The sequence below is a fragment of the Streptomyces sp. NPDC001093 genome, assembly GCF_040298985.1.
Taxonomy (GTDB): domain Bacteria; phylum Actinomycetota; class Actinomycetes; order Streptomycetales; family Streptomycetaceae; genus Streptomyces.
In genome coordinates this window covers 20,763-45,757 of the sequence record NZ_JBEPBF010000048.1, presented here as the reverse complement: position 1 = coordinate 45,757, position 24,995 = coordinate 20,763, and the positions used below count along the sequence as shown (strand labels likewise).

General features: G+C 72.4%; 23 protein-coding genes. 11 read left to right on the top strand and 12 right to left on the bottom strand.

Annotated features, from left to right (window positions below):
• Positions 1 to 85: 85 nt before the first annotated feature.
• The 4 genes from ABT288_RS23775 to ABT288_RS23760 form a co-directional block, all read right to left on the bottom strand.
• The gene (locus tag ABT288_RS23775; protein WP_351611142.1) at positions 86 to 568 is read right to left on the bottom strand and encodes a hypothetical protein; all 483 of its coding nucleotides are present in this window, start codon (positions 566 to 568) and stop codon (positions 86 to 88) included.
• Positions 569 to 683: 115 nt separating this feature from the next.
• The gene (locus ABT288_RS23770; RefSeq protein ID WP_351611139.1) at positions 684 to 2,225 is read right to left on the bottom strand and encodes a serine/threonine protein kinase; all 1,542 of its coding nucleotides are present in this window, start codon (positions 2,223 to 2,225) and stop codon (positions 684 to 686) included.
• Positions 2,222 to 2,968, bottom strand: coding sequence for an FHA domain-containing protein (locus ABT288_RS23765; RefSeq protein WP_351611138.1), 747 nt, complete (start codon positions 2,966 to 2,968; stop codon positions 2,222 to 2,224). Before ABT288_RS23765 ends, ABT288_RS23770 begins: the two co-directional genes overlap by 4 nt.
• Before the next feature lie 153 nt (positions 2,969 to 3,121).
• Entirely contained in the window at positions 3,122 to 3,742 is a 621-nt protein-coding gene (locus tag ABT288_RS23760; protein ID WP_351611135.1) for a hypothetical protein, read from the bottom strand.
• A 261-nt stretch (positions 3,743 to 4,003) separates the two neighbouring features.
• Between ABT288_RS23760 and ABT288_RS23755 the strand changes: the two genes are divergently transcribed.
• The 4 genes from ABT288_RS23755 to ABT288_RS23735 all read left to right on the top strand — a co-directional run bounded on the left by ABT288_RS23755 (position 4,004) and on the right by ABT288_RS23735 (position 9,027).
• Positions 4,004 to 4,858, top strand: a complete 855-nt coding sequence (locus tag ABT288_RS23755) for a bifunctional methylenetetrahydrofolate dehydrogenase/methenyltetrahydrofolate cyclohydrolase (protein ID WP_351611132.1) — start codon at positions 4,004 to 4,006, stop codon at positions 4,856 to 4,858.
• Positions 4,848 to 5,309, top strand: a complete 462-nt coding sequence (locus ABT288_RS23750; RefSeq protein ID WP_351611129.1) for a DUF3017 domain-containing protein — start codon at positions 4,848 to 4,850, stop codon at positions 5,307 to 5,309. Before ABT288_RS23755 ends, ABT288_RS23750 begins: the two co-directional genes overlap by 11 nt.
• A gap of 337 nt (positions 5,310 to 5,646) precedes the next feature.
• Entirely contained in the window at positions 5,647 to 7,407 is a 1,761-nt protein-coding gene (locus ABT288_RS23740; RefSeq protein ID WP_450859786.1) for a helix-turn-helix domain-containing protein, read from the top strand.
• A 630-nt stretch (positions 7,408 to 8,037) separates the two neighbouring features.
• On the top strand, positions 8,038 to 9,027 hold the full coding sequence (locus ABT288_RS23735; RefSeq protein ID WP_351611127.1) for a malate dehydrogenase: 990 nt from the start codon (positions 8,038 to 8,040) through the stop codon (positions 9,025 to 9,027).
• 224 nt (positions 9,028 to 9,251) lie between these two features.
• Here the strand turns inward: ABT288_RS23735 and ABT288_RS23730 are convergent, their stop codons facing one another.
• Positions 9,252 to 10,658, bottom strand: coding sequence for an MFS transporter (locus tag ABT288_RS23730; RefSeq protein WP_351611124.1), 1,407 nt, complete (start codon positions 10,656 to 10,658; stop codon positions 9,252 to 9,254).
• 102 nt (positions 10,659 to 10,760) lie between these two features.
• Here ABT288_RS23730 and ABT288_RS23725 point away from each other — a divergent pair, with 102 nt between their 5' ends.
• Complete coding sequence (locus ABT288_RS23725; protein ID WP_351611121.1) at positions 10,761 to 11,687, top strand: LysR family transcriptional regulator; 927 nt, start codon at positions 10,761 to 10,763, stop codon at positions 11,685 to 11,687.
• Here ABT288_RS23725 and ABT288_RS23720 read toward each other — a convergent pair.
• From ABT288_RS23720 to ABT288_RS23710, 3 genes are read right to left on the bottom strand one after another with little or no spacing between them, the layout of a single operon-like run.
• Positions 11,664 to 12,587 carry a GNAT family N-acetyltransferase gene (locus tag ABT288_RS23720; RefSeq protein ID WP_351611118.1) on the bottom strand — a complete coding sequence of 308 codons (924 nt, stop codon included), beginning with the start codon at positions 12,585 to 12,587 and terminating at the stop codon, positions 11,664 to 11,666. The two genes, ABT288_RS23725 and ABT288_RS23720, sit on opposite strands and share 24 nt — an antisense overlap.
• A 54-nt stretch (positions 12,588 to 12,641) precedes the next feature.
• On the bottom strand, positions 12,642 to 13,253 hold the full coding sequence (locus tag ABT288_RS23715; protein ID WP_351611115.1) for a DUF2637 domain-containing protein: 612 nt from the start codon (positions 13,251 to 13,253) through the stop codon (positions 12,642 to 12,644).
• A gap of 23 nt (positions 13,254 to 13,276) precedes the next feature.
• Positions 13,277 to 13,441 (bottom strand): hypothetical protein, encoded by a 165-nt coding sequence (locus tag ABT288_RS23710; protein ID WP_351611112.1) that lies wholly within the window; start codon positions 13,439 to 13,441, stop codon positions 13,277 to 13,279.
• A 324-nt stretch (positions 13,442 to 13,765) separates the two neighbouring features.
• Between ABT288_RS23710 and ABT288_RS23705 the strand changes: the two genes are divergently transcribed.
• Genes ABT288_RS23705 through ABT288_RS23685 form a run of 5 tightly spaced genes read left to right on the top strand, consistent with a single transcriptional unit; the run spans position 13,766 to position 20,834 of the window.
• Complete coding sequence (locus ABT288_RS23705; protein ID WP_351611109.1) at positions 13,766 to 15,286, top strand: aldehyde dehydrogenase family protein; 1,521 nt, start codon at positions 13,766 to 13,768, stop codon at positions 15,284 to 15,286.
• A 38-nt stretch (positions 15,287 to 15,324) separates the two neighbouring features.
• Positions 15,325 to 16,857 (top strand): GMC family oxidoreductase, encoded by a 1,533-nt coding sequence (locus tag ABT288_RS23700; protein ID WP_351611106.1) that lies wholly within the window; start codon positions 15,325 to 15,327, stop codon positions 16,855 to 16,857.
• Positions 16,854 to 17,954: a quaternary amine ABC transporter ATP-binding protein gene (locus tag ABT288_RS23695; protein ID WP_351611103.1), complete on the top strand. Its 1,101-nt coding sequence runs from the start codon at positions 16,854 to 16,856 to the stop codon at positions 17,952 to 17,954. Before ABT288_RS23700 ends, ABT288_RS23695 begins: the two co-directional genes overlap by 4 nt.
• Positions 17,954 to 19,879, top strand: coding sequence for an ABC transporter permease (locus tag ABT288_RS23690; RefSeq protein ID WP_351611100.1), 1,926 nt, complete (start codon positions 17,954 to 17,956; stop codon positions 19,877 to 19,879). Before ABT288_RS23695 ends, ABT288_RS23690 begins: the two co-directional genes overlap by 1 nt.
• 1 nt (position 19,880) lies before the next feature.
• Positions 19,881 to 20,834, top strand: coding sequence for an ABC transporter substrate-binding protein (locus ABT288_RS23685; RefSeq protein ID WP_351611098.1), 954 nt, complete (start codon positions 19,881 to 19,883; stop codon positions 20,832 to 20,834).
• Positions 20,835 to 20,839: 5 nt separating this feature from the next.
• On the opposite strand, the gene ABT288_RS23680 is transcribed toward ABT288_RS23685, so the two are convergent.
• Genes ABT288_RS23680 through ABT288_RS23670 form a run of 3 tightly spaced genes read right to left on the bottom strand, consistent with a single transcriptional unit; the run spans position 20,840 to position 22,499 of the window.
• Positions 20,840 to 21,562 (bottom strand): isocitrate lyase/PEP mutase family protein, encoded by a 723-nt coding sequence (locus tag ABT288_RS23680; protein ID WP_351611096.1) that lies wholly within the window; start codon positions 21,560 to 21,562, stop codon positions 20,840 to 20,842.
• On the bottom strand, positions 21,559 to 22,002 hold the full coding sequence (locus tag ABT288_RS23675) for a carboxymuconolactone decarboxylase family protein (protein WP_351611093.1): 444 nt from the start codon (positions 22,000 to 22,002) through the stop codon (positions 21,559 to 21,561). The genes ABT288_RS23680 and ABT288_RS23675 overlap by 4 nt, the downstream gene beginning before the upstream one ends.
• Positions 21,999 to 22,499: a carboxymuconolactone decarboxylase family protein gene (locus tag ABT288_RS23670; RefSeq protein WP_351611091.1), complete on the bottom strand. Its 501-nt coding sequence runs from the start codon at positions 22,497 to 22,499 to the stop codon at positions 21,999 to 22,001. Before ABT288_RS23670 ends, ABT288_RS23675 begins: the two co-directional genes overlap by 4 nt.
• A 47-nt stretch (positions 22,500 to 22,546) precedes the next feature.
• On the opposite strand from ABT288_RS23670, the gene pdxR reads away from it, so the two are divergent.
• Positions 22,547 to 23,941: a MocR-like pyridoxine biosynthesis transcription factor PdxR gene (gene pdxR / locus ABT288_RS23665; RefSeq protein WP_351611088.1), complete on the top strand. Its 1,395-nt coding sequence runs from the start codon at positions 22,547 to 22,549 to the stop codon at positions 23,939 to 23,941.
• 175 nt (positions 23,942 to 24,116) lie between these two features.
• Here the strand turns inward: pdxR and ABT288_RS23660 are convergent, their stop codons facing one another.
• Positions 24,117 to 24,950, bottom strand: coding sequence for a DMT family protein (locus tag ABT288_RS23660; RefSeq protein WP_351611176.1), 834 nt, complete (start codon positions 24,948 to 24,950; stop codon positions 24,117 to 24,119).
• Positions 24,951 to 24,995: the final 45 nt, after the last annotated feature.

Genomic DNA, 24,995 nt, shown 5'->3' with positions numbered 1-24,995 from the left:
TCACCCCGGATCACGCTGATCACCTGGAACACACGACGGCCTCCGGCCCTCCCCCGAGGGAGCCGGAGGCCGTCGGCCCATCGGGTCAGCAGGGACGCAGGGAGTAGATCGGGTCCCACGTCGCCGTGCCGGCCTCGTAGGCCGTCGAGGTCCAGCGGACGCTGCCGTCCTGGTTGAAGAACCTGGCGACCGTGCCCGGCGTCTGGTTGTTGGTGAACGGGCCGTCCCCGGTCCAGTTGTTCACGGTCCAGGTCTGGCACTTGTAGAAGTCGAACTTGGTGCCCTTGACGACCATGCACAGGTGGCCGTAGGCGCAGTCCAGGTCCTTGGCGGCGACCTTGCCCCGCGGGGCCTCGGTGAGGGTCAGGCCGTCGTAGCGGACCTTGCCGGCGGAGGCCGAGAGCGGCTTCGGGTGCCCCGCGAGCACCTGGTCGGCCACCTGCTGGACGCCGGTGACGCGGGTGCCGTCCGGTGCGGCGGCGGTGGCCGCCACCGTGGACCCGGCGAGCAGGGCGGTGGCCGCGACGAGCAGCGCGGCGGGCTTGGCGATGTTCACGTGTTCCCCCATGTGAACGAACGGTGTCGGTCGCTCCCCCTGACGTCCGTGATGCCGGAGACGTCCTGGCGGAGTGGTCCCACCGTCGCAGCCGTGTCCCTGTGCCGGTACCTCGGACGTCTGAGGGTCACTTCCTGCCCGGGGGCGCGTACTCCTTGAGGTAGTGGGCGACACGGGCGCAGTAGTCGCGGTACTTCGGGGGAACTCCGTTCGTGTCGTTCACTTTCTTGTACGACGTCCGGTAGGCGGCGGAGAGCAGCACCCGCCTGTCGCCGGGCAGGCCGGCCTTCAGAAGGGGCGCCATGAAGCAGAGGTAGCGGCCCATGGCCGGGATGGAGACGGAGGGGGTGAGGGGCGGGGTGGGCGTGGCCGAGGCGGGAATGCCGTCGTCGCGCAGGTACCAGCGCAGGACGGATGGGGTCCAGCGGGCGATGCCGAACTCGTGCTTGGCCGGGTCGGAGAGGTTCGGGTCGAAGTTGCTCTCGGCCTTCAGCATCGACGCCATGAGCGCGGGGGTCACGTCGCGCTCGGGGCAGGCGTGAGCGGAGTCGACGATGAGCTTCCGGTACCGCGCCGGGACACCCTTGTCCGTACGGAGGTCGGAGGCGCCGTAGGCGGCCAGAGCCTTGTCGCCCGTGCCGTCACCGCCGTTGCCCGCCCAGCTGCTGATGCCGTAGCCGAGGGCCGCGACGGCGACGGTCGCGGCGGCGGCGCCCGCGACGGCCGCGCGTCGGCGTCCGCGGCGCGGGAACAGCCGGCGGGGCAGCCGCGGCGAGCGGCCCGTGCCGGCGGCCGCCTCGACGCGGCGCAGCAGTGCCTCGGTGCCGATGCGCGCCTCGTGCGTCCGGGCCAGGCAGTCCCGCACGATCTCCCGCCAGGCGTCCGGGAGTTGGGGCGACAGGCGCAGTTCGTCGGTGCCGCGCGCATAGGCGGCGGCCGCGTCGCGGCGGGCCGTCGGGGTGGCGCCGGACAGCGGGAAGGAGTCGGTGAGGACGAGATGGGCGAGCACACCGAAGGCCCAGACGTCGGCGGACGGGCGGATCCGCCGGCCGCGTTCGCCGATCTCCGCCCACAGCAGCTCGGGCGGGGTGTAGTCGGGGGTGGAGAAGGCCGGGGTGTAGCCGTGGGTGCCCTCCAGTTCGGCGGCCATGTTGAAGTCGGCGAGCCGCGCCGAACCGTCCGCCATCAGCAGCACGTTGGCCGGTTTCAGATCCCCGTGCACCCAGCCCGCCCGGTGCAGTTGCGCCAGCCCCTCGCAGATCTGGGCGAGCAGGGCGGGCCCGGCGTCCGGGCGCGGCGCGGCGGCGAGCAGGGCGGACAGGGAGCCCTCGGCCCGCTCCAGGACGAGGACGGTGGCGCCGTCGAGTTCGGGGCGGTCCGGGTCGTCGACGACGAGCGACTGGTACATCCGGATCAGCCGCGGCCTTCTGAGCCGTCGGTGCAGGTCGATCTCGCGCTCGATGAGTTCGCGCAGATGGGTCAGTTGGCGCGGGGTGCCGGTGCCGGTGGGCAGGAACTTCAGCGCGGCGGTGCCGGGCAGTTCGTCGGAGTCGCCGGTGTGCCGGCCCGCGTACACGCTGCCGAAGGCGCCCGTCGCGATCGGCTCGCGCACCTCCCAGGTGCCCACCCGGTAACCCCGCGGCACGGGGACGGCGTACGGCTCGGTCACCGGGCCGTCCGGCCGGCGTCGGCGGCGGACAGGACGACCAGGTCGTCCTCCCGTACGAGGTCGAAGCGGAGCGCCAGGGACACCAGGGACTCCTTCTTGCCGTTGAGGCGCGGACCGGTGTCCGCCGTCTCCGGGCCGGGCTTGAGCCGCAGCTTCACCGCCAGGTAGTCGATGTTCCACTGCACCGAGGTGCGCGAGGCGGCCGGCCAGGCGGGACTCAGCCGGTCGACGACCTGGTCGACCGTGGGCAGCGGGGCGTGCGGGTCGCCGCGCAGCCGCGGTTCGCACAGGGCGGCCAGGACGGCGAAGTAGCGCTTGGTGCGGTCGACGGAGAAGGCGGGCGCGGTGGTGTCCCCGTCCGCCCCGGCCCCCTCCCGCAGATAGTCGTGGCGCGGCGCCCACACCTCGATCGTCAGCAGGTCTCCGGCCGCGGGCAGCACGATCCGCGAGAACTCGAAAGGGATGGGCGCGTCGAGCCGGCCCGGGCCGACCTTCACGTGCTCGCCGGCGCCCTCCGGGTTCTCCACGACGTAGGTCTGCCGCGCGGACAGGTTGCTCAGTATCCAGAACGCGCCCTGGGCGCTGAGTTCGCCGGCCCGGCGGGAGACCCCGTCGTGCGGGATCGTCAGACCGTTGCCGGACGCCCGTCCGAAACTGAGGCGCTCACCCGGGGCGAGCTCGATCCGGTTGCCGTGCTGTCGGTCCTCCGGGGTCGGCGGAGGTACGACGATGATGCTGTACAAGGTGCGTCTCCCCGTGCCTGACGGCCACTCCGGCCGGGAACGGCTCCGCCGGTCAGCCTAGGGGGAGACAGCGGGGCCGTGCCTCCCCCTGGACGGGTGAGACACGGCCCTCGGCGTTGAAATGGCGCGAACTGTTCCGTCGCGCGGGCGGGTTCAGTAGCGCGGGCGGTCGAACCAGGCCGCCCCGGAGGGGGCGATCATCGCGGCGGCCATGATGCCGCCGAAGCCCATCCACAGCAGCGCCGAGATCAGTCCGGTGCTGGTGCCCTGGTTCGCCGCGCCGATCAGGATCAGGACGCCGACGAGGGCGCCGAGGATGCCGTAGATCATCGTGGTGATGCGGATGCCCTGGCCGCCGCGGGTGAACTTCACGCCCAGTGTGATCGACAGCCCGGAGAGCCCCAGGAAGATCAGCGCGAGGACGAGGACGATGCCGGCGCCGTCGTGACCGATGTTGGAGAAGGTGTTGTTGCCGAAGGTGTCCTCGCCCGCGTTGGACACGTCGTTGATCGTCGCGGCGATGTACAGCGCGAAGATACCGATGATGATCTGCACGGCCGCCACGATGTAGAGCATGACCCGCGCGGTGACCATCAGGCCCGGCATCGTCTGCGGCATCATGGCGCCGCCCGGGTAGCCGGGGTAGGCGGGCTGCTGCGGGTAACCGTAGCCCTGCGGCGGAGCGGGCGGCTGCTGCGGGTAGCCGTAACCGGGAGCGGCCGGAGGCTGCTGGGGCGGCGGGCCGTAGGGGTTGTTCGGGTCGCCAAAGCTCATGGCGCTCTTCCTCCGTTGATCCAAGTGCGGGGACGACGCGCGGCACGGTTCGGAGGAGAGTTCTACAGATGCGGTCCGTCCCCCCGGCACTGTCCGCGGCACTGTAGTGCTCATCGTTCTTTAGGTCGGTCTTACTTGTCCAGCCGGAATCGTGAGGTGTTGTGCAAGTGCAACATCACTGATCATGCTGTGACATAGCGGGGGAGGGCGGCGGGGCACCCGGATTGGAACCGGGGGCGGGTCATCCGCGAGGATGGGGGTATGACCGCCCAGATTCTCGATGGCAAGGCCACCGCAGCCGCGATCAAGTCCGATCTGACCGCCCGCGTGGCGGCGCTGAAGGAGAGGGGCGTCTCGCCCGGCCTCGGCACGATCCTGGTCGGGGACGACCCCGGCAGCCAGAAGTACGTCGCCGGCAAGCACCGCGACTGCGCGCAGGTCGGCATCGCCTCCATCCAGCGCGAGCTGCCGGCCACGGCCACCCAGGAGGAGATCGAGGCGGTCGTACGCGAGCTGAACGAGGACCCGGCCTGCACCGGTTACATCGTCCAGCTGCCGCTGCCCAAGGGCATCGACGAGAACCGCATCCTGGAGCTGATGGATCCGGCCAAGGACGCCGACGGGCTCCATCCGATGAACCTCGGGCGGCTGGTGCTGAACGAGCCGGCCCCGCTGCCCTGCACCCCCAACGGCATCCTCTCCCTGCTGCGCGCGCACGGCGTGGAGATCAAGGGCGCCGAGGTCGTGGTCGTCGGCCGCGGTGTCACGATCGGCCGGCCGATGCCGCTGCTGCTCACCCGGCGCAGCGAGAACGCCACCGTGACCCAGTGCCACACCGGAACCCGCGATCTGTCCGCCCACCTGAAGCGGGCCGACATCATCATCGCCGCGGCCGGTGCCCCGCACCTGATCCGCGCCGAGGACGTCAAGCCGGGCGCCGCCGTCCTGGACGTCGGTGTCTCCCGCAACGCCGAGGGCAAGATCATGGGCGACGTCCACCCGGACGTCACCGAGGTGGCCGGCTGGATCTCCCCGAACCCCGGTGGTGTGGGCCCGATGACCCGGGCGCAGCTGCTGGTCAACGTGGTCGAGGCGGCGGAGCGCAGTGCCGGCTGAGCGCGCCCGCGCGGGGGCGGTCACCCGCGGTACGCACAGCGCCGGGGAGCCTGCGAAGCGGACCACCCGCCGCTTCCCGAGGATCACCCGGGACACCGCGCGGCCCGAGGGCGGCGGCCGGGCCGCCTCCGGTGACGCCCCGGCCCCGGCGCGGCAGTGGCCCCTGCTCGTGGTGCTCGGCGGGGTCGCGTTCGGCCTGCTGCTGACCGCCCTCGACGCGTTCCGCGCCGGCACCCTGCTGATCGGCGCGGCCCTGCTGGCGGGCGCGGTCATGCGCTGGATACTTCCGAGCGTCGGCATGCTCGCCGTGCGCTCCCGCTTCACGGACATCGCCACCTACGGCGTCCTCGGCCTCGCGATCGTCCTGCTGGCGATGATGGCCCAGCCCAGGCCGTGGATCGTGGTCCCGTTCCTGAAGGATCTCCTGCACGTCACGCTCAGCAACAGGTGAGCGAGTCCGCACGGCGGTGCGGCAGAACGGTGGCCCACCCCCTCCCCCGATGAGGGGTGGGCCACCGTCACAACTCAGCCTTCCCCGACGGGAACTGCCTGTTCAACGCCTGTCTGTGCGCTGTGGCACGGAAGTGACCGTTCCGCTACCGTGTTCCGGCACTGCGACATGTGTCCTCAGCGTGTCGATGTCTTGACAGTTCGGGATACGTTGGGGCATGACCGGCGGCATTGGTGCTCCCGTGCGCCCCCACTCCGGGAACTGGGATCCCGAGTCGGCGCATCCTTGTGGGTAGCCAGGACGGGGAAACGCCGGGGGAGAGCAAGAGGGGGAATCGATGCCTCGCTGGAAAGATCTGCCCGAGGACCTGGACCCGCAGATCAAGGAGTTCACCCAGCAGGTGCGGCGGCTCGTGGACCGCAGCGGCCTGAGCATCGCGGCACTCGCCGACCGCACGGGCTACAGCAAGACGTCCTGGGAGCGTTACCTGGGCGGCCGGCTTCTCGCCCCCAAGGGCGCGATCGTCGCGCTCGCGGAGGTCACCGGCACCAACCTCGTGCATCTGACCACGATGTGGGAGCTGGCCGAACGCGCCTGGAGCCGGGCCGAGTTGCGGCACGACCGCACCATGGAGGCGATCCGCATCTCCCAGGCGCGCGCCGCGCTGGGGGAGTTCGGGGCGGCCGAGGCGACCGGCGGCCCGTCCGGCCGCAAGGGCGCCGGCGCGGCCATGGGCATCGCCGGCCCGGCCGGCGTCTCCCCGACGATCCCCACCCAGCCGACGGCCCCCGACGCCGACGCGCGGGACGAGGCGGGACGCGGACGCGATCGGGCCGGCGGCCGTGGTCGAACCGACGGTTCCCTTCGGGGACCGGGGGACGGCGTGGGGCAGGAGCCGGGTCGTGGGTCGGGCGGCGGTCCGGGGCATGGCGCGGGCGACGGTATGGGTCGTGGTCCGGGCGACGGTTTTGGTTCGGAGCCGGACGATGGCGTGGGGCGGGGGCCGGTCGACGGCTCGGGGCGTGGTGGCCCGGGCGGGGGTTCGGGGCAAGGTCCGGGGCGTGCCTCGGGTGATGGTCCGGGGCGTGGTGCGGGCGAGGGCTCGGGGCGGCGTTCGGGTGACGGCTCGGGGCGTGGCTCGGGAGATGGATCCGGGCGTGGCTCGGGCGACGGCGTGGGGCCGGGGCCGGTCGACGCAGCAGGGCTGGGCGCCGTGGACCGCGTGGGCCGGGGGCCGGCCGACGGAGCGGGCGGGGGTGTGGCCGACGGCACGGGCCGGGAGGCGTCCGACGCAGCGGGCCCGGGTACGGCAGATGCGATGGGCCTCGGTGAGGCCCGCCGGGAAGGCTTCGGGCCTGGTGGGACCTCGGGTGGCAACTCCTGGGGTCTGGCCGGGTATCAGGGCCCGTCCAAGGCGAGCGCCCGCCCCGGAGGCGGGGTCCGCGCAGGGGCCGGCGCCGCTGCCGCGAACGGTGCGCGGCCCGCCGGCCCGCCCGAGGGTCCCGGCCGGACCCCGACCGCCCCTAACCCGTACGACGGCCGGCCACAGGAGCCCGGGCCCGCTGGGGCCACCCCGTCCGGGGGAGGCACCCCGGCCCCGGGGAACGCCGGCCGGCAGCGGGTGATCATGTTCCTCGCGGGGCTCGTCGGCGTGCTCGTCGTCATCGGCGCCGTCTTCTTCTTCACCAACCAGGGCGGAGCGAAGCACGGCAACGCCGCCAGGCAGCCGTCCCCGAGCGCCACCGCGCACGCGACCCCGCCGCCCGGGGTCAAGTGCGCCGGCGCCACCTGCGACGGCAAGGACGCCGAGGCCATGGGGTGCAGCGGTGACCTGGTGACCACCGCCAAGACCGCCACCGTCGGGGCCACCACCCTGGAGGTCCGCTACAGCAAGGCCTGCGGCACCGCCTGGGGCCGCATCACCGGCGCCGGCCAGGGTGACAAGGTCCAGATCTCCGTGGGGAAGGCCCGGCAGACCGGCGAGACTTCCGGCGTCGGCGACACCATCGCCTACACCCCGATGGTCGCCGTGAAGGACGCGGCGGAGGCCAAGGCCTGTGCGACGCTGGCGTCCGGGCGGACGGGGTGCACCAAGTAGGGCGAAGGGGCGCACCGGACAAGGCGCGGTTGGGGCCTGGCCCATGGCACCCGGCGGTGGCGCCTGTCGGTCGCTGCGGGTGTGTCGCGTCGATCCCCGGTGGTGGCCCGGAGTCGACGGGCCCGGCCCTGTCCTGTGGTGTCTGTGGCGGCCGTACGGCGGCGCGGCACTCCCCCCGACAGGGGCGGGCGGCGCACCGGCGTACGGCGTGCGGTGGAACGGACTGCCCGAACAGGGCAGAACGGACTGCCCGAACAGGACAGATGGGGCTCGGCACATCCGCTGGACGGCGTGCGCGGACGGTGTGCGGGGAATCGGGACGATGAAATTCCGGGGCCGGGTGCATGCCGGGCCGGATTCTGGGCACGCGGCCCGATACCCCCACGGGAGTCCGGCAGTCCGGTACCCCCACCTGGCGGCCGCCTCCGTCCTCTCCCCCTCTCCCGGACGGGCGGCCGCCCCTTTCGTTCGACACTCCTCCGACTTGTGGGGTGAGCCACAGGGCCCTGCGCGTCTCGCATGCCGGATGCGCGATAGCCTGACCGCTGGATCGATCTCTTGACGCCAAGAGATCGATCATCCGCCCGGGGCCCGGGACGCCCCACCGCCAGCTGTCATACGGAGAACGCCATGACCCGCACTCCCGTGAACGTCACCGTCACCGGCGCGGCCGGCCAGATCGGTTACGCCCTGCTCTTCCGCATCGCCTCCGGCCAGCTGCTCGGCGCGGACGTGCCGGTCAAGCTGCGCCTGCTGGAGATCACCCCGGCGCTCAAGGCCGCCGAGGGCACGGCCATGGAGCTGGACGACTGCGCCTTCCCGCTGCTCCAGGGCATCGACATCACGGACGACCCGAACGTCGCCTTCGACGGCGCCAACGTAGCCCTCCTGGTCGGCGCCCGTCCCCGTACCAAGGGCATGGAGCGCGGCGACCTCCTCGAGGCCAACGGCGGCATCTTCAAGCCGCAGGGCAAGGCCATCAACGACCACGCAGCGGACGACATCAAGGTCCTGGTCGTCGGCAACCCGGCCAACACCAACGCGCTCATCGCGCAGGCCGCCGCGCCGGACGTCCCGGCCGAGCGCTTCACCGCGATGACCCGCCTGGACCACAACCGCGCGCTGACCCAGCTCGCGAAGAAGACGGGCTCCACGGTCGCCGACATCAAGCGGCTGACCATCTGGGGCAACCACTCCGCCACCCAGTACCCGGACATCTTCCACGCCACGGTCGCCGGCAAGAACGCCGCCGAGGTCGTGAACGACGAGAAGTGGCTCGCCGAGGACTTCATCCCGACCGTCGCCAAGCGCGGTGCCGCGATCATCGAGGCCCGCGGTGCCTCGTCGGCCGCCTCCGCCGCCAACGCCGCGATCGACCACGTGTACACCTGGGTCAACGGCACCGCCGAGGGCAACTGGACCTCCATGGGCATCCCGTCGGACGGCTCCTACGGCGTCCCGGAGGGCCTGATCTCCTCCTTCCCGGTCACCTGCAAGGACGGCAAGTACGAGATCGTCCAGGGCCTGGACATCAACGAGTTCTCCCGCGCCCGCATCGACGCGTCGGTGAAGGAGCTCGAGGAGGAGCGCGACGCGGTTCGCGGCCTCGGCCTGATCTGACCGGTCACGCTTGATCGGCAGCATCCCACTCGGTCCCCGGCCGCTGCGACAGCGGCCGGGGACCGGTGCGTTCGGGGTCAGGTCGCGGAGTGGGGGAGTGGGGGAGAATCCAGGCGCTGCGCGCGCAACGGGGTACAGGGAGTGAGCCGGAGCGCGGGCCGGTCCCGGTCGTCAGTCGTCCCCTGAGCCCGGCCCGCAGCGGTGGGCCTGCCCTGCCGCCCCGGTCATGGGCGGCCCGCACCGGACAGCTCCCGCGCCCGCCCGGCGCTCACCCCGCGGCCCCCGGCCCCGCCGCCGCCGTACCCCGCCACCACCAGGGCCGTGGCCGCCAGCACCACCACCCCCACCGTCCGCAGCGCCGGCCCCATCCCGTGGAGCAGGTCCGCGTGGGCCGACAGCACCGTGCCGGTGACGGCGACGCCGAGCGCGGCCCCCGTCTCGCGGGCCGTGGTGCCGAGGCCGGAGCCGAGGCCCGCCCGGTGGGCCGGGAGGGAGGTGACCACGCCGACGGTCAGGGCGGGCATGGACAGTCCGGCGCCCGCGGAGATGACCAGCAGCCAGCAGACGAACACCGCGTACGGCGTGCCCGCGTCGGCCGTGGACGCGCCGAGCAGGCCGAGGCCGATCAGGGCGAGACCGGTGCCGATGACCGCGCGGGGGCGGTCGGCCCAGCGGGTGGCCAGCTTCTGGGCCACGGCCATCCCGAAGACCAGGGGCATGATCGCCACTCCGGTGAGGGCGGCGCCGTAGCCCTTCACGCCCTGCAGGTACTGGGAGTTGACGAAGAACAGGGAGAACAGGCCGAAGAAGCCGGTGGCCGTGCCGAGGGAGGCCGCCCGCAGGCGTGCGGAGGCGAAGACCCGCGGGTCGAAGAGGGGGGCCGCCGAGCGCAGGGCGTGGGCGGTGAAGGCGGCGATCAGCAGCGCGCCCGCCGCGAAGGCACCCAGGATGCGTGCGGAGGTCCAGCCGTACGCCGGGCCCTCGATGATGCCGAACAGGATCGCCACCAGGCCCGCCGTCAGCAGCAGGGTGCCGAGCGGGTCGGGGTTGCCGGCGGGGGAGCGTTCGGTGCGCGGGACCGTGGTCGAGACGGCCACCGCGAGGACGACGGCGAGCGGGACCATCACCGCGAACAGGGCGCGCCAGGTGAGGAACTGCCCGGCCAGGCCGCCGCCCAGGTTGCCGGCCGCGCCGCCCAGGCCGATCGACAGGGTCCAGGCGCCCATCGAGCGGGCCCGGTGCTCGGGCGCGGACAGCTGCATCAGGATCGAGAGGGTGGCCGGGGTGATCAGGGCCGCACCGGCGCCGGACAGGCCCCGGCCGACTGTCAGGACGGCCGGGCCGGTCGCGAGCGCGCTGGTGGCGGCGCCCGCCGCGAACAGGGCGAGCCCGGCGAGCAGGGCGCCCTTGCGGCCGTACCGGTCCCCGAGTGCGCCGGCCGGGATGAGCAGGCCCGCGAAGACGATGACGTAGGCGTCGACCGTCCACAGGATCTCGGTGCGCGAGGGATGCAGGGACGACGAACTCAGTTGCGGTATGAGGAGGTTGACGGCGGCGACCATGCTCTGCGCGACCAGGACGCAGGCGCACAGCGCGAGCAGGGTGGGGCGTTTCAGGGCGTGCGTGGGCACGGCTCCTCCCGGGAGCTTCGGTGGGTGGTGGGGGATGCGCCCTCACCGTAGGCTCGCCGGTGACCTGCTTTCCAGTGCAACCTTCGCAAGGGATACCTGCACATGACGCAATCCGCCGGGCTCGACCTGAATCTGCTGGTCGCGCTGGACGTGCTGCTGGAGGAACAGAGCGTGCAGGGCGCCGCCCACCGGCTGCATCTGTCCGAACCCGCCATGAGCCGTACCCTCGGCCGGATCCGCAAGGCGCTCGGCGATCCGGTCCTGGTGCGCGCCGGACGCCGGATGGTGCCCACTCCGCACGCGCTGGCCGTACGGGCCGAGGTGAGCGCGGTGGTGGAGCGCGCCCGGGCCCTGTTCGCGCCGGGCCGCGACACCGACCTGCGGGCGGTCTCCCGTACCTTCACGATCCTCGGCCACGACGCGATCGCCGCCGCCCACGGCGCCACCCTCTTCGCCCGCGCCGCCCGCGAGGCCCCCGGCATCCGGCTGCGCTTCCTGTCCGAGAGCCATGTGGACGTCCCGTTCCTGCGCCAGGGCACCGCCGACCTGGAGGTCGGGGTGATCGACACGACCGCGCCCGAGGTGCACCGGGAGACGGTGTACGAGGAGCGCATGCTGGGCGTCGTACGGCCCGGACACCCGCTGCTGCAGGGGGAGTTGACGCCCGGGCGGTTCGCCGGGGAGGCCGGTCATCTCGTCGTCTCCCGGCGCGGCCGGCAGCGCGGCCCGATCGACGACGCCCTGGCCGAACTCGGCCTCACCCGCCGGGTGGTGGGCAGCGTCGGCACCTACCCGGCCTCACTGTTCGTGCTGCGCGAGACCGACCTGATCGGGCTGATCACCACCAACAGCCGCCCGATGGCCGACTCCCTCGGCCTGGCCACCTTCGAGATCCCGTTGCCGCTCCCCGCGGTCGAGGTGGGCTTCGCCTGGCATCCCCGGCACGACGCCGACCCCGCCCACGCCTGGCTGCGCGGCTGCGTACGGGAGTTGATGAACGAGGTGTCAGGCGCCGTCCTCGAGAGGTAGCCGCTTCTCGAACCAGTGGCCGCCGTAGACGTCGTCGTTGTAGCGCGGAATCTCCGTGTACCCGCACGCCCGGTACATCGCCTGCGCCTCGGTGAGCACGGTGTGCGTGTCCAGGCGTACGACCGTCAGGCCGCGCGTCAGCGCCTCCCGCTCCAGCCCCGCCAGCAGCCGCCGCGCGAGCCCCAGCCGGCGCGCCTCGGGGTGCACCCACACATGCCGGATCTCGCCGACCCCGGGGGCGAGGCGTCTGAGGGCGCCGCAGCCCACCGGGCGCCGCTCCTCGTACGCCACCAGGAAGGCGCCGGCGTCCCCGGCCACCTCCTCGGGGCGTACGAGGGCCGCCTTGTCGTAGCCCTCGGGGAAGCGGGCGTCGATGTCCGCCGCGTAGGCGTCCAGGCAGGCCCGCGCGTCCGCCGAGGCGCCGTCGACGGTCTCCACGCTGATCGCGGCCAGCCGCAGCAGCCGCTCCGCGGTCGCCATGGCCGCGGTCAGCTCGGCCCGCTGGGCGGGGCCGAGGCCTTCGAGGAGACCGGCGGCGAGGGCGTCCGCCCGGCGCTGCTGCTCGGCGACCTCGGCGCGGCCGGCCGCGGTCGGCTCGACCAGCCGCAGCCGGTTGTCGTGCGCGGGCACCACGAGCCGGATCAGGCCCTGCGCCTGAAGGGCCTTCGTCATCCGGCTCAGGTATCCGGCGTCCAGACCGAGCCGCCGGCGCAGCTCCCGCAGGGACACGCCCTCACCGATCTCGAACAGCAGCCGGGCCTCGCCGAGCGGGCGGTCCTGACCGAGGTAGTGGTCGTCCAGGACGCCGATGCGGCGGGTGAAGTACCGGTTGAAGCGGCGGAAGGCGGCCACGTCCTCCGCCCGGACCGGTGGTCTTTGACTCTGGTCAAAGGCTTTCATTCTTTGACTGTAGTCAGAGACCACCGCCGCGTCCATGGCGCGGACGACGCGGCCTCACGGTGTGGAATCGGGCGGCTCGCTGTGCGTGGCGTGCCGCGGACGACTCCTGGCCGAGATCTGGCCGACGAGTTCCCAGAAGCACACCAGAGCGGTGACCGGCGGAATCCCGAAGATCACTAACGACAGCAGCGCATGTGACGAGTGGCTGACGCACAGCGCCACGGCCATCGCGGAAGCGGCCAGCACCACGCACCAGGAGCGGCGCGCACTGCGGCGCTGAGCGGTGGCCCGCAGAACGGAGAGGGCGGCCACGAACCACGGCCCGTACACCGTCAGCGGCCAGCATTGCGCCAGTCCCGACGGCAGCACCGACGAGGCGATTTCACGCAGTTGCCCGTAGGAATAGCAGACGGACCAGCCCAGCATGCACACCGCGCACACGGACACCGTCGCGATCAGCACCGTGATGTGGGTGACGCGCCGGCCGCCGTCGAGCAGATGGTCCTGCCGGAGCCTGCGGCGGCTGACCCTGCGCGGGTGCGGCAGGTCCAGGGGGGTGGTGACGGGGCTGACGCTGGTCGGCGTGGACAGTATCTGGGCCAGTTCCTCGACGGGGTCCCAGTCGTTCGGCGCGATGTCCTGTTCCGGGATGTTCCAGGTGTCCATCGATTTACCTCCGTACCCCCGCCTCAGGATGCCCTGTACAGAGCTGCCATCGACCGCCGATATTCATTTTCCATGGTGTTGATTTTTTTCAGGAAATCGTCGAGAAGGTCCGAGCACGAGGTGAGATCCGCCTCCGCTCCCCAGCGCAGCGTGGTCGTCGTATGATCCTCGGCCGTGAGCCAGTCCAATCGCATCACGGTCAGCTAACGACGGCCGGTGGAGGTGGGCTCTGAGGCATTCGGGGGAATGCGGTGACCCGGAAGTGGGGTCTGTCGATTTCCTGTTGACGCGTGATCTAAGGAATTATAAATGCGCGGCCAATTGTATTCCGTGAATACTCGAATCACATGGTCGGGGTGTTGATGATCAGGTGTGCGGTGATGTGACACCGCGCACTTTCGGGTCTCGATCGCGCATGCGAGTCGCCGGTCCTGGGCAGGCGGCGACGGTCCCCGAGCGTGACACGCATGTCACACAGGGGCACGGATCAGGAACGGAAGGCAACACCGATCATGGCGGACACAACGGCACGACAGGCCCAGGCGACCATCCACGCGGGAGGCGAGTGGCTGGCAGCGCTCTCCGGCGCGACACGCGAGATCCTCGACCCCGCGGACGCCCGGCCGTTCGCCGTGGTCGCCGAGGGCGACGAGAAGGACGCCGAGCGTGCGGTGGCCGCGGCCCGCCAGGCCTTCGACCACGGCCCCTGGCCGCACACCCCGGTCGCCGAACGCGCCGCCCTGCTGCGCCGGGTCGCCGACCTCCTGGTGCGGGACCGAGAGGGGCTCGGCCTGCTGGAGAGCCGGGACGCGGGCAAGACCGCCGAGGAGGGCCGGATCGACATCGACTGTGTCGCCGACGCCTTCCGCTACTTCGCCGACCTGGTCGCCGCCGAGGCGCCGGGCCGGGTCGTGGACGCGGGCTCCCCGGACATCCACAGCGTCGTCGTGCACGAGCCGGTCGGCGTCTGCGCGCTGATCACCCCCTGGAACTACCCGCTTCTCCAGGCCAGCTGGAAGATCGCCCCGGCGCTCGCCGCCGGCAACACCTTCGTGATCAAGCCCAGCGAGATCACCCCGATGACCACCGTCGCGCTGATCGAGCTGCTGGCGGAGGCCGGTCTGCCCGCGGGCGTGGCCAACCTCGTCACTGGCCCCGGCCACACCGTGGGCGCCCGCCTCGCCGAGCACCCCGACGTCGACCTGGTCTCCTTCACCGGCGGCCTGGCCAGCGGCACCAAGGTGGCCCAGGCCGCCGCCCCGACCGTGAAGAAGGTCACCCTCGAACTCGGCGGCAAGAACCCCAACGTCGTCTTCGCCGACGCCTGCGCCACCGAGGAGGGCTTCGACACCGCCGTCGACCAGGCCCTCAACGCCGCCTTCATCCACAGCGGCCAGGTCTGCTCGGCCGGCTCCCGCCTCATCGTCGAGGAGTCGATCAGGGACCGCTTCGTCGGCGAACTCGCCCGCCGCGCCCAGAGGATCAGGCTCGGCCGCGGCACCGCGGACGGCGTCGAGTGCGGCCCGCTCGTCTCCGGGCAGCAGCGCGCCAAGGTCGAGGCGTACGTCGCCTCCGCGCTCGAAGAAGGCGCCGTGCTGCGCTGCGGCGGCAAGCGGCCGGAGCCCGGTGAGGACCGCCCGGAGTCCGGCTACTTCTACGAGCCGACCGTCCTCGACGCCTGCTACCGCGAGATGAGGGTGGTCCGCGAGGAGGTCTTCGGCCCGGTCCTCACCGTCGAGACCTTCCGCACCGAGGAGGAAGCCGTCCTCCTCGCCAACGACACCGAGTACGGCCTCGCCGGCGCCGTCTGGACCACCGACCCCGGCAAGGCCCGCCGCGTCGCCGGCCGGCTCCGCCACGGCACCGTCTGGATCAACGACTTCCACCCCTACCTGCCGCAGGCGGAGTGGGGCGGCTTCGGCAGGAGCGGCACCGGCCGCGAGCTGGGGCCCGCCGGACTCGCCGAGTACCGCGAGACCAAGCACGTCTACCAGAACCTCGCGCCGAAGCCCGTGCGCTGGTTCGCCGGCTGAGCCCCGACCTCGTTCCACACCCCTGGAGTAGTACCCCCATGCCCGAGACCCCCCACGTCTACGACTACGTCGTCATCGGCGGCGGCACCGCAGGCTCCGTCATCGCCTCCCGCCTCACCGAGAACCCGGACGTCACCGTCGCCGTCATCGAGGGCGGCCCGAGCGACGTAGGCCGCGACGACGTCCTCACCCTGCGCCGCTGGATGGGCCTGCTCGGCGGCGAACTCGACTACGACTACCCGACGGTGGAGCAGCCACGCGGCAACTCCCACATCCGGCACAGCCGCGCCCGCGTCCTCGGCGGCTGCTCCTCCCACAACACCCTCATCTCCTTCAAGCCGCTGCCGTCCGACTGGGACGAGTGGGAGGAGGCCGGCGCCAAGGGCTGGGGCGCCGTCCCCATGGAGGCCTACTTCGCCCGCCTGAAGAACAACATCGTCTCCGTCGACGAGAAGGACCGCAACGCCATCGCCCGCGACTTCGTCGACGCCGCCCAGGCCGCCCTCGGCGTCCCCCGCGTCGAGGGCTTCAACAGGAAGCCGTTCACCGAGGGCGCCGGCTTCTTCGACCTCGCCTACCACCCCGAGAACAACAAGCGGTCCTCGGCCTCGGTGGCGTACCTGCACCCGGTGATGGACCAGCGCCCCAACCTCACCGTCCTGCTGGAGACCTGGGCGTACCGGCTCGAGCTGACCGGCACCCGCGCCGAGGGCGTCCACGTGCGCACCAAGGACGGCGAGGGACTGCTGATACGGGCCCGGAGCGAGGTCGTGCTGTGCGCGGGCGCCGTGGATTCGCCGCGCCTGCTGCTGCACTCGGGCATCGGGCCCCGGGGGGACCTCGAGGAGCTGGGCATCCCGGTCGTCCACGACCTGCCGGGCGTCGGCGAGAACCTGCTGGACCACCCCGAGTCGGTCATCGTCTGGGAGACCCACGGCCCCATCCCGGAGAACTCGGCGATGGACTCCGACGCGGGCCTGTTCGTGCGCCGCGACCCCGGCCACGCGGGCCCGGACCTGATGTTCCACTTCTACCAGGTCCCGTTCACGGACAACCCGGAACGGCTCGGCTACGAACGCCCCCCGTACGGCGTCTCGATGACCCCGAACATCCCCAAGCCGAAGAGCCGCGGCCGCCTCTACCTCACCAGCGCCGACCCCTCCGTCAAGCCCGCCCTCGACTTCCGCTACTTCACCGACGAGGCCGACTACGACGCCCGGACCCTGGTCGACGGCATCCGCATCGCCCGTGAGATCGCCAGGACCGAGCCGCTGGCGGGCTGGCTCAAGCGCGAGGTGTGCCCCGGCCCCGAGATCCAGGGCGAGGCCGAACTCAGCGAGTACGCCCGCAAGGTCGCGCACACCGTCTACCACCCGGCCGGCACCTGCAAGATGGGCGCCGCCGACGACGAACTCGCCGTAGTGGACCCGGAGTTGAGAATCCGCGGCCTCGACGGCATCCGCATCGCCGACGCGTCCGTCTTCCCCACCATGACCGCCGTCAACCCGATGATCGGGGTGCTCATGGTCGGGGAGAGGGCCGTCGACCTTATCGGAGGTGACGCCCGATGACCCTCACCGTCCCCACCCGCAAGCCGCCCACCGACGACACCCCCGTCTTCTCCGTCTCCGGCCTGTGGAAGGTCTTCGGCCCCAAGCCGCAGCGGATACCCGACGACCCCGGACTGGCCGCCCTCGAACCCGCCGACCTGCGCGCCCGCACGGGCTGTACGGCGGCCGTCCGCGACGTCTCCTTCGACGTCCGCAAGGGCGAGGTCTTCGTGGTCATGGGCCTGTCGGGCTCCGGCAAGTCCACCCTGGTCCGCTGCCTCACCCGCCTGATCGAACCGACGGCGGGCACGATCTCCATCGACGGCGAGGACGTCCGCGCGATGGACAGAACCCGCCTGCGCGAACTGCGCCGGCACCGGGCCGCCATGGTCTTCCAGCATTTCGGCCTGCTCCCGCACCGCACGGTCCTGGACAACGTGGCGTACGGCCTGGAGATCCAGGGCGTCGGCAGGGCCGAGCGGCGCGAACGGGCCGCCGGGGTCGTCGCCAAGGTCGGTCTCGAAGGCATGGAACACCGCCGCCCCGCCGAGCTCTCCGGCGGCCAGCGCCAGCGCGTGGGGCTCGCGCGGGCACTGGCGGTCGACCCCGAGGTGCTGCTGTTCGACGAACCGTTCAGCGCCCTCGACCCGCTCATCCGGCGCGACATGCAGGACGAGGTGGCCCGCCTGCACCGCGAGGAGGGCCGCACCATGGTGTTCATCACCCACGACCTGGCCGAGGCCCTGAAGCTCGGCGACCGCATCGCCCTGATGCGCGACGGCAAGGTCGTCCAACTGGGCACCCCGGAGGAGATCGTCGGTTCCCCGGCCGACGACTACGTCCGCGAGTTCGTCCGGGACGTGCCGCGCGAGCAGGTCATGACGGTGCGTACGGCGATGAAGCCGGGTGCCTGCGGCGGCCCGGAGCACCCGGGCGCCCTCGCCCCGGACGCGGTGGTCGCGGACGCCATCAGAACCGTGGCCGAGACCGGCACACCGGCGTGCGTGGTGGAGGACGGCGCCTGCGTCGGCACCGTGGACCACGAGCTGCTGCTGGACGTCGTGGCCGGCATCGACGTGGCCGTACCCGGCCCCCGGACCAGCCCGGAGGCCGTCTGATGGCAACCCTCAGTCTTCCGACCTCCCGTACCGCCGGACCCCGCGTCCTGAAGAGCCGTACCGCGGGCAAACTCCTCCTCCTCGCGCTCGTCACCGCCGTACTCCTGCCCCTCCTGCACGGCGGATCCTGGCCCCACGACCTGACCGTCAGCCTGGACAAACCGCTCACCAGCGCCAGCAACTGGGTCATCGACAACCGCGACAGCCACCCCCTGTTCCTCTACTTCTTCGGCTACATCAGCAACGCGGTCGTCCTGTCCGTACGAGCCGTCTACCTCACCCTGCTCGCCGCGGGCTGGACCGGCGTCACGGCGCTCGGCGCCCTGCTCGCCTGGCGCTTCGCCGGCCCCCGCCTCGCCGCCGGCACCGCGATCGCCTTCCTGGCCTGCGGCGCCCTCGGCATGTGGGTGCCGACCATGCAGACCCTCGCGCTCATGGTCATCGCGGTCCTCGCCTCCGTGGTCGTCGGCGCGCTCCTCGGCCTCGCCGCCGGCCTGTCCGACCGCCTGGACCGCGCCCTGCGCCCGGTCCTGGACACCATGCAGGTGCTCCCGGCCTTCGCCTACCTCCTCCCCGTCGTCCTGGTCTTCGGCATCGGCGTCCCCGCGGCCGTGCTCGCCACCGTCGTGTACGCCGCCCCGCCGATGGCCCGCCTCACCGCGCTCGGCCTGCGCGGCGCCGACCCCGAGGTCCTGGAGGCCGTGGAGTCGCTCGGCGCGACCCGCCGCCAGCGGCTGCTGACCGCCCGTATCCCGCTGGCCCGGGGAGAACTCCTCCTCGGCCTCAACCAGACGATCATGATGGCGCTGTCCATGGCCGTCATCGCCTCGGTCATCGGCGCCGGCGGCCTCGGCGACCGCGTCTACCAGGCGCTCGCCTCGGTCGACGTCGGCCAGGCCCTCGCCGCCGGCATCCCGATCGTGCTCCTCGCGATCGTCCTCGACCGCGTGACCGCGGCGGCAGGCGACGGCACCACCCGCCCGAAGACCATCGGCTGGGCCTACGCCCTGGCCGTCACCGTGGCCGTCGCCCTGGCCGCCCGGCTCCTCGGCCGCCTCGACTGGCCCTCCGGCTGGACACTGGACATCGCCGAACCGGTCAACCGCGCCGTCGACTGGATGACCAACCACCTCTACTCCGGCGTCCCGGTCGTCGGCGGTACGGCCGACTGGGCGGGCCACTTCACCACCTGGGTGCTGGACCCCGTCCGCGGCGGCCTGCAGTGGCTGCCCTGGTGGTCGGTGCTGCTGATCATCGCCGCCCTGGCCTGGTCGATCGGCACCTGGCGCACCGCGCTGACCGCCGTCCTCGCCATGGCCGCGATCGGCGTCCTCGGGGTCTGGGAACCGGCCCTCGACACGCTGTCCCAGGTGCTCGCGGCCGTCGCCGTCACCCTGGTCCTCGGCTTCGCGACCGGCATCGCCGCCGCCCGCAGCGACCGCGTCGAACGCGCCCTGCGCCCAATCCTCGACGTGTTCCAGACCATGCCGCAGTTCGTGTACCTGATCCCGGTCGTCGCCCTGTTCGGCGTGGGCCGCGCCCCGGCCGTCGCCGCGGCCGTCGTCTACGCGCTGCCCGCCGTCGTCCGGATCGCCGCCCAGGGCCTGCGCCAGGTCGACCCGGCCGCACTGGAGTCGGCGCGCTCGCTCGGCGCGACCGGCCGGCAGCAGCTGTGGCAGGTCCAACTCCCGCTCGCCAAGCGGTCGTTGCTGCTCGCCGTCAACCAGGGTGTGGTCCTGGTCCTCGCCGTCGTCATCATCGGCGGCCTGGTCGGCGGCGGCGCCCTCGGCTACAACGTGGCCTTCGGCCTCGCCCAGGGCGACCTGGCGACCGGTCTGGTGGCCGGTGCCGCGATCGTCTGCCTGGGCCTGATGCTCGACCGGGTGACGCAGCCGACCGAGCGACGCGCGACGAAGGGAGCCTGACATGCGCGCACGTACGACACTCGCGGTGGGCTCGCTGCTGTTGCTGACGGTGACCGGCTGCGGCGCCGCCGACATGACCAAGCAGGCGTCGCCCTTCGCCAACGCCCAGGGCGCGAAGTCCGTGACCCTGTCCGTGCAGTCCTGGGTGGGCGCCCAGTCCAACGTGGCCGTCGCCCAGTACCTGCTGGAGCACAAGCTCGGCTACCGCGTCGACACCGTCCAGGTCGACGAGGTGCCCGCCTGGGACGCGCTCAGCCAGGGCCGGGTCGACGCCATCCTGGAGGACTGGGGCCACCCGGACCAGGAGAAGCGGTACGTCGAGGACAAGAAGACGATTCGGCGGGGCGGCGGCCTCGGGGTGACCGGCCACATCGGCTGGTACGTCCCCACCTACCTCGCCCAGCAGCACCCGGACATCACGAACTGGAAGAACCTCGACAAGTACGCCTCCCTCTTCCGCACCGCGGAGAGCGGCGGCAAGGGCCAGCTGATGGACGGCTCCCCGTCGTACGTCACCAACGACAAGGCCCTGGTGAACAACCTGAGACTGAACTACCAGGTCGTCTTCGCCGGCTCCGAGGCCGCCCAGATCACCCAGATGAAACAGTTCGCCAAGCAGCACAAGCCCTTCCTGACGTACTGGTACGCCCCCCAGTGGCTGTTCAAGAAGGTGCCCATGACGGAGGTGAAGCTGCCGCCGTACAAGGACGGCTGCGACGCGGACGCGGCGAAGGTCGCCTGCGCCTACCCGCACACCCCGCTGCAGAAGTACCTCAACGCCGGCTTCGCCAGGTCGGGAGGCAAGGCGGCGGCCTTCCTGAAGAGGTTCCAGTGGACGACCGAGGACCAGAACGAGGTCTCCCTGATGATCGCCGACCAGAAGCTCTCGCCGCAGGACGCGGCGAAGAAGTGGGTGGACAGCCACCCTGACGTGTGGAAGCGGTGGCTGTCCTGACGCCGTCATCCCTTGAGGGCCTCGGCGAGGTCCTGGACCGCCGCGGTGGCCCGCCGCTGCGGTCCCGGCCCGAACGTGATGCGGGTGGCCCCGAGTTCGCCGAGTCCGGTGGGTGAGGGGCCCTCCCCGTCCAGGCGGGACAGCGCGTTGAGCGGGCCCTGGATGCCGGACCGCAGCAGGGGCAGTACGCCGGCGGGGGCGAGGATCGGATAGACGCAGTCCGCGCCCGCCGCCACGTACAGCGCGGCCCGCTCGATGGCCCGCTCGGGATCCTTGTCGCCGTGCACGAAGACGTCCACCCGGGCGTTGACGAACAGCCGGTCGGCGGCGGCCGAGCGGACCTCGGCGAGGAACTCGGCCTGCTCGTGCGGGTCCTTGAGAACACCCCCGTCGGAGTCCTCGAGGTTGCAGCCGACGGCGCCGGCCTCCAGCAGCCGCTCCACGATCTCCTTCGGCGCGAGCCCGTACCCGCTCTCGATGTCCGCCGACACCGGCACGTCCACCGCCCGCGCGATCCGGGCGACCGCGGCGAACATCTCGTCGGCCGGGGTGGCCCCGTCCGCGTACCCGAGCGAGGCGGCCACCCCGGCGCTCGGTGTGGCCAGCGCCGGGAACCCCGCCTCCACGAACACCCGCGCACTGGCCGCGTCCCAGGGGCCGGGCAGGACCAGCGGGTCGCCCTGGGGGCGTTTGCGATGCAGGGCACGGAAGACATCGACCTTGTTCACGGCTGGTAACCCCCGGGTGGAACGCGACGGCTGACCATGATCCGGTTCCAGCCGTTGATGGCAGTGATCAGGGCGATCAGGTGGGCGAGTTCGGGCTCGGTGAAGTGCTTGGCCGCCCTCTCGTACACCTCGTCCGGCACAAAGCCCTCGGTCAGCACGGTGACCGCCTCGGTCAGCGCGAGCGCGGCCCGCTCCCGTTCGCTGAAGAGGTCCCCGGTCTCCTCCCAGGCGTTGAGGAGCTGGATCCGGTCCTCCGACTCGCCGTTCCCGCGGGCCACTCGACGGTGCATGTCCAGGCAGAACGCGCAGTGGTTGAGCTGCGAGGCGCGGATCATCACCAGTTCGGCGAGGACCGGATCGCCGAGCCCCCTCTTCGCGGCCGCGCTGAGCGCGGACATCGCCTGCCCGACCTTCGGGTCCAGCAGCTGGGTACGGTTCACTTGTGCGACCCCGGCTGGTAGTGGCCCGGGGCCATCCGCGTGGTCACACCGAACCGGTTCCAGGCGTTGATCACCGTGATCGCGGCGATCAGCTGGGCCAGCTCGGCCTCCTCGAAGTGCTTCGCCGCCCTCTCGTAGACCTCGTCCGGCACGAAGCCGTCGGTCAGGACGGTGATCGCCTCGGTCAGCTCGATCGCCGCCAGCTCCTTCCCGGTGTAGAAGTGCCTCGACTCCTCCCACGCGCTGAGCTGCACGATCCGCTGCACGCTCTCACCGGCCGCGAGCGCGTCCTTGGTGTGCATGTCGAGACAGAAGGCGCAGTGGTTGAGCTGCGAGGCGCGGATCTTCACCAGCTCGTACAGCTGGGGGTCCAGCCCCTGCTTGGCGGCGCTGTCCAGCCGGACCATCGCCTTGTAGACCTCGGGGGCGTGCTTGGCCCAGGCCAGTCGCGGGGCCGGCTCGGGGGCGTACTCGACGGTTTCCTCTGCAGTACTCATGCCTCCGACCCTACGAGCGAGGCAGCCCAGGAGTATGGTCCATTTCCATGGTGGAATCCTGGGCCACTCTGGGCGTCGACCTGCACCTCGAACCGGCCGGCTCCGGCGGGCTGCGCCGGGGCCTGACCGACGCCCTGCGCGAGTCCGTCCGCACCGGCCGACTCGCCCCCGGCACCCGGCTGCCCTCCTCCCGCACCCTCGCCGCCGATCTCGGCATCGCCCGCAACACCGTCGCCGAGGCCTACGCGGACCTGGTGGCGGAGGGCTGGCTCACCGCCCGGCAGGGCTCGGGCACACGGGTGGCGGCGCTGGCGGCGACTCCGCCCTCCGGCAGGGGCGCGGGACCCCGCCACCGGGAGCCCGACCGGCCGACGTACAGCCTCCTGCCCGGCGCCCCCGACCTCGCCGCCTTCCCGCGCAGCGAGTGGCTCAGGGCCGCCCGCCGCGCCCTCACCACCGCCCCGTACGACGCCCTCGGCTACGGCGACCCGCGGGGCAGGCCCGAACTCCGCACCGCCCTCGCCGGGTACCTCGCACGGGTGCGCGGTGTCCGCGCCGACCCGGAGCGGGTGCTGATCACCTCCGGGTTCGCCCACGCGCTGCGCCTCACCGGCACTCTGCTGCGGGCGCGCGGGGTGCGGACGGTGGCGGTCGAGTCGTACGGCCTCGACGCGTACCGGGGCCTGCTGCAGCGGTCCGGACTGACCACACCGGCCCTCCCGTACGACGAACTCGGCACCGGCACAAGGGCGTTGGGCGGGCAGGGCGCGGTCCTGCTGACCCCCGCCCACCAGTTCCCCATGGGCACGCCCCTGCACCCCGACCGGCGGGCCGCCGTCGTGGACTGGGCGCGGCGCACCGGCGGGCTGGTCCTGGAGGACGACTACGACGGCGAGTTCCGCTACGACCGCCAGCCCGTCGGCGCCCTCCAGGGCCTCGACCCCGACCGCGTGATCTACTTCGGCACCGCCAGCAAGTCACTGGCCCCCGGCCTGCGACTGGGCTGGATGGTGCTGCCGGCGTCTCTGGCGGAGGAGGCGGCCTCGGCCAAGGGCACCACCGACACCGTGGGGGTGCTCGAACAGCTCACCCTCGCCGAGTTCATCACCTCCGGCGCGTACGACCGTCACGTCCGCTCCTCCCGCCTGCGCTACCGGCGCCGCCGCGACGCCCTCGCCGCCGCCGTCTCCGCCCGCGCCCCCGAGGTGACGGTCACCGGCATCGCCGCCGGCCTGCACGCGGTGCTGCGCCTGCCGGCGGGCATGGAACAGTCGGTGATCCAGGCCGCGACCTGGCAGGGCCTGGCCCTGCAGGGCCTCGCCTTCCACCGCCACCCGGAGGCGGTCGCCGAACCGCTGGACGCGCTGGTCGTGGGATACGCGACCCCACCGGACAGCGCGTGGGCGGGGGCACTGGAGGCGTTGTGCAGGGTGCTGCCGTAGGAACGGGGCCTTCGGCCGGTACCGGGGGAGGCGATTGCGCTATTCATGCGGACCTCCCGCCTCGAGGAACTGCCGGTAAACGAGGTCGAGCAGGGCCGCGTCGGGTCTGCACGCGGTAGCGGTCGTCCTGGTGGGCGGCCTGGGTGCGGCGGGTGGTGAGGTAGGTGCCGCCCGCTCAGGCGGGCTGCTCCTCCGCGGGTGCCTCTCCGAATCGGGCCAGCGCCAACGCCCCCACCACAGCCACCAGGAACCCCAGCACCGCCAGCCAGGCGAGCCCCTCCTTCGTGCGGTCCCCCAGCCACACCACGCCCACGGCCGCCGGACCGATGGTCTCGCCGATCACCAGGCCGGCGGTGGCGGTGGTGACCGAACCCCGCTGCAGGGCCGAGGTGAGCAGCATGAACGCCGCGCCTCCTCCGATCAGCAGCGCATAGGCCGCCGGGTTGGTCAGAAGATCAAGCGGCGCCAGGCTGTCGATCAGCCGGACCGAGACCTCCACCACCCCGAACCCGAACCCGGCCCCGAGTCCGAGCACCAGCGCCCGCCCCGGGCCGGTCAGCCGACCGCCCGCGAACGCGAGCAGCAGCATGCCGACCGCGACCGCGAGCATCACGTACCGCAAGGCGTCCGAACCGTCCTGGTTCCCCTCCGGCCCGGACGCCAGCCCCAGCATCGCCAGCCCGGCGCACACCACGGCCACCGCGCTCCACTCGGTCCCGCTCAGCCGCACCCGCAGCAGCCGCGCCGCGACCACCGCGGTCACCGCCAGACTCGAGGCCAGCGCCGCGCTGACGGCATAGATCGGCAGGGACCGCAGCGCCGCGATCTGGAACAGGAAGCCGAGCCCGTCCAGCGCGAGCCCGGCGATGTACCGCCACTGTCGCAGCGCCCGCAGCAGCAGTGCCGCGTCACCGCCGCCACTCCCGTCCATGCTCGCCGCTCGCGCGGCAACCGCCTGCAACACCGTCGCGGTGCCGAAGCAGACCGCCGCGCCAAGGGCGCACACCATTCCGAAGACCACAAGGGGACTCTAGGAGACGGCTGATCCGGCCAA

What these genes read in the sequence shown, in the direction of transcription:
- ABT288_RS23715 (WP_351611115.1), bottom strand. Translation starts at nt 13,253, where the DNA reads ATGGACACCTGGAACATCCCGGAACAGGACATCGCGCCGAACGACTGG.
- ABT288_RS23685 (WP_351611098.1), top strand. Translation starts at nt 19,881, where the DNA reads ATGCGCGCACGTACGACACTCGCGGTGGGCTCGCTGCTGTTGCTGACG.
- ABT288_RS23670 (WP_351611091.1), bottom strand. Translation starts at nt 22,499, where the DNA reads ATGAGTACTGCAGAGGAAACCGTCGAGTACGCCCCCGAGCCGGCCCCG.
- ABT288_RS23775 (WP_351611142.1), bottom strand. Translation starts at nt 568, where the DNA reads ATGGGGGAACACGTGAACATCGCCAAGCCCGCCGCGCTGCTCGTCGCG.
- pdxR (WP_351611088.1), top strand. Translation starts at nt 22,547, where the DNA reads ATGGTGGAATCCTGGGCCACTCTGGGCGTCGACCTGCACCTCGAACCG.
- ABT288_RS23740 (WP_450859786.1), top strand. Translation starts at nt 5,647, where the DNA reads ATGCCTCGCTGGAAAGATCTGCCCGAGGACCTGGACCCGCAGATCAAG.
- ABT288_RS23690 (WP_351611100.1), top strand. Translation starts at nt 17,954, where the DNA reads ATGGCAACCCTCAGTCTTCCGACCTCCCGTACCGCCGGACCCCGCGTC.
- ABT288_RS23700 (WP_351611106.1), top strand. Translation starts at nt 15,325, where the DNA reads ATGCCCGAGACCCCCCACGTCTACGACTACGTCGTCATCGGCGGCGGC.
- ABT288_RS23695 (WP_351611103.1), top strand. Translation starts at nt 16,854, where the DNA reads ATGACCCTCACCGTCCCCACCCGCAAGCCGCCCACCGACGACACCCCC.
- ABT288_RS23755 (WP_351611132.1), top strand. Translation starts at nt 4,004, where the DNA reads ATGACCGCCCAGATTCTCGATGGCAAGGCCACCGCAGCCGCGATCAAG.
- ABT288_RS23705 (WP_351611109.1), top strand. Translation starts at nt 13,766, where the DNA reads ATGGCGGACACAACGGCACGACAGGCCCAGGCGACCATCCACGCGGGA.
- ABT288_RS23725 (WP_351611121.1), top strand. Translation starts at nt 10,761, where the DNA reads ATGACGCAATCCGCCGGGCTCGACCTGAATCTGCTGGTCGCGCTGGAC.
- ABT288_RS23735 (WP_351611127.1), top strand. Translation starts at nt 8,038, where the DNA reads ATGACCCGCACTCCCGTGAACGTCACCGTCACCGGCGCGGCCGGCCAG.
- ABT288_RS23720 (WP_351611118.1), bottom strand. Translation starts at nt 12,587, where the DNA reads ATGAAAGCCTTTGACCAGAGTCAAAGACCACCGGTCCGGGCGGAGGAC.
- ABT288_RS23660 (WP_351611176.1), bottom strand. Translation starts at nt 24,950, where the DNA reads ATGGTGTGCGCCCTTGGCGCGGCGGTCTGCTTCGGCACCGCGACGGTG.
- ABT288_RS23760 (WP_351611135.1), bottom strand. Translation starts at nt 3,742, where the DNA reads ATGAGCTTTGGCGACCCGAACAACCCCTACGGCCCGCCGCCCCAGCAG.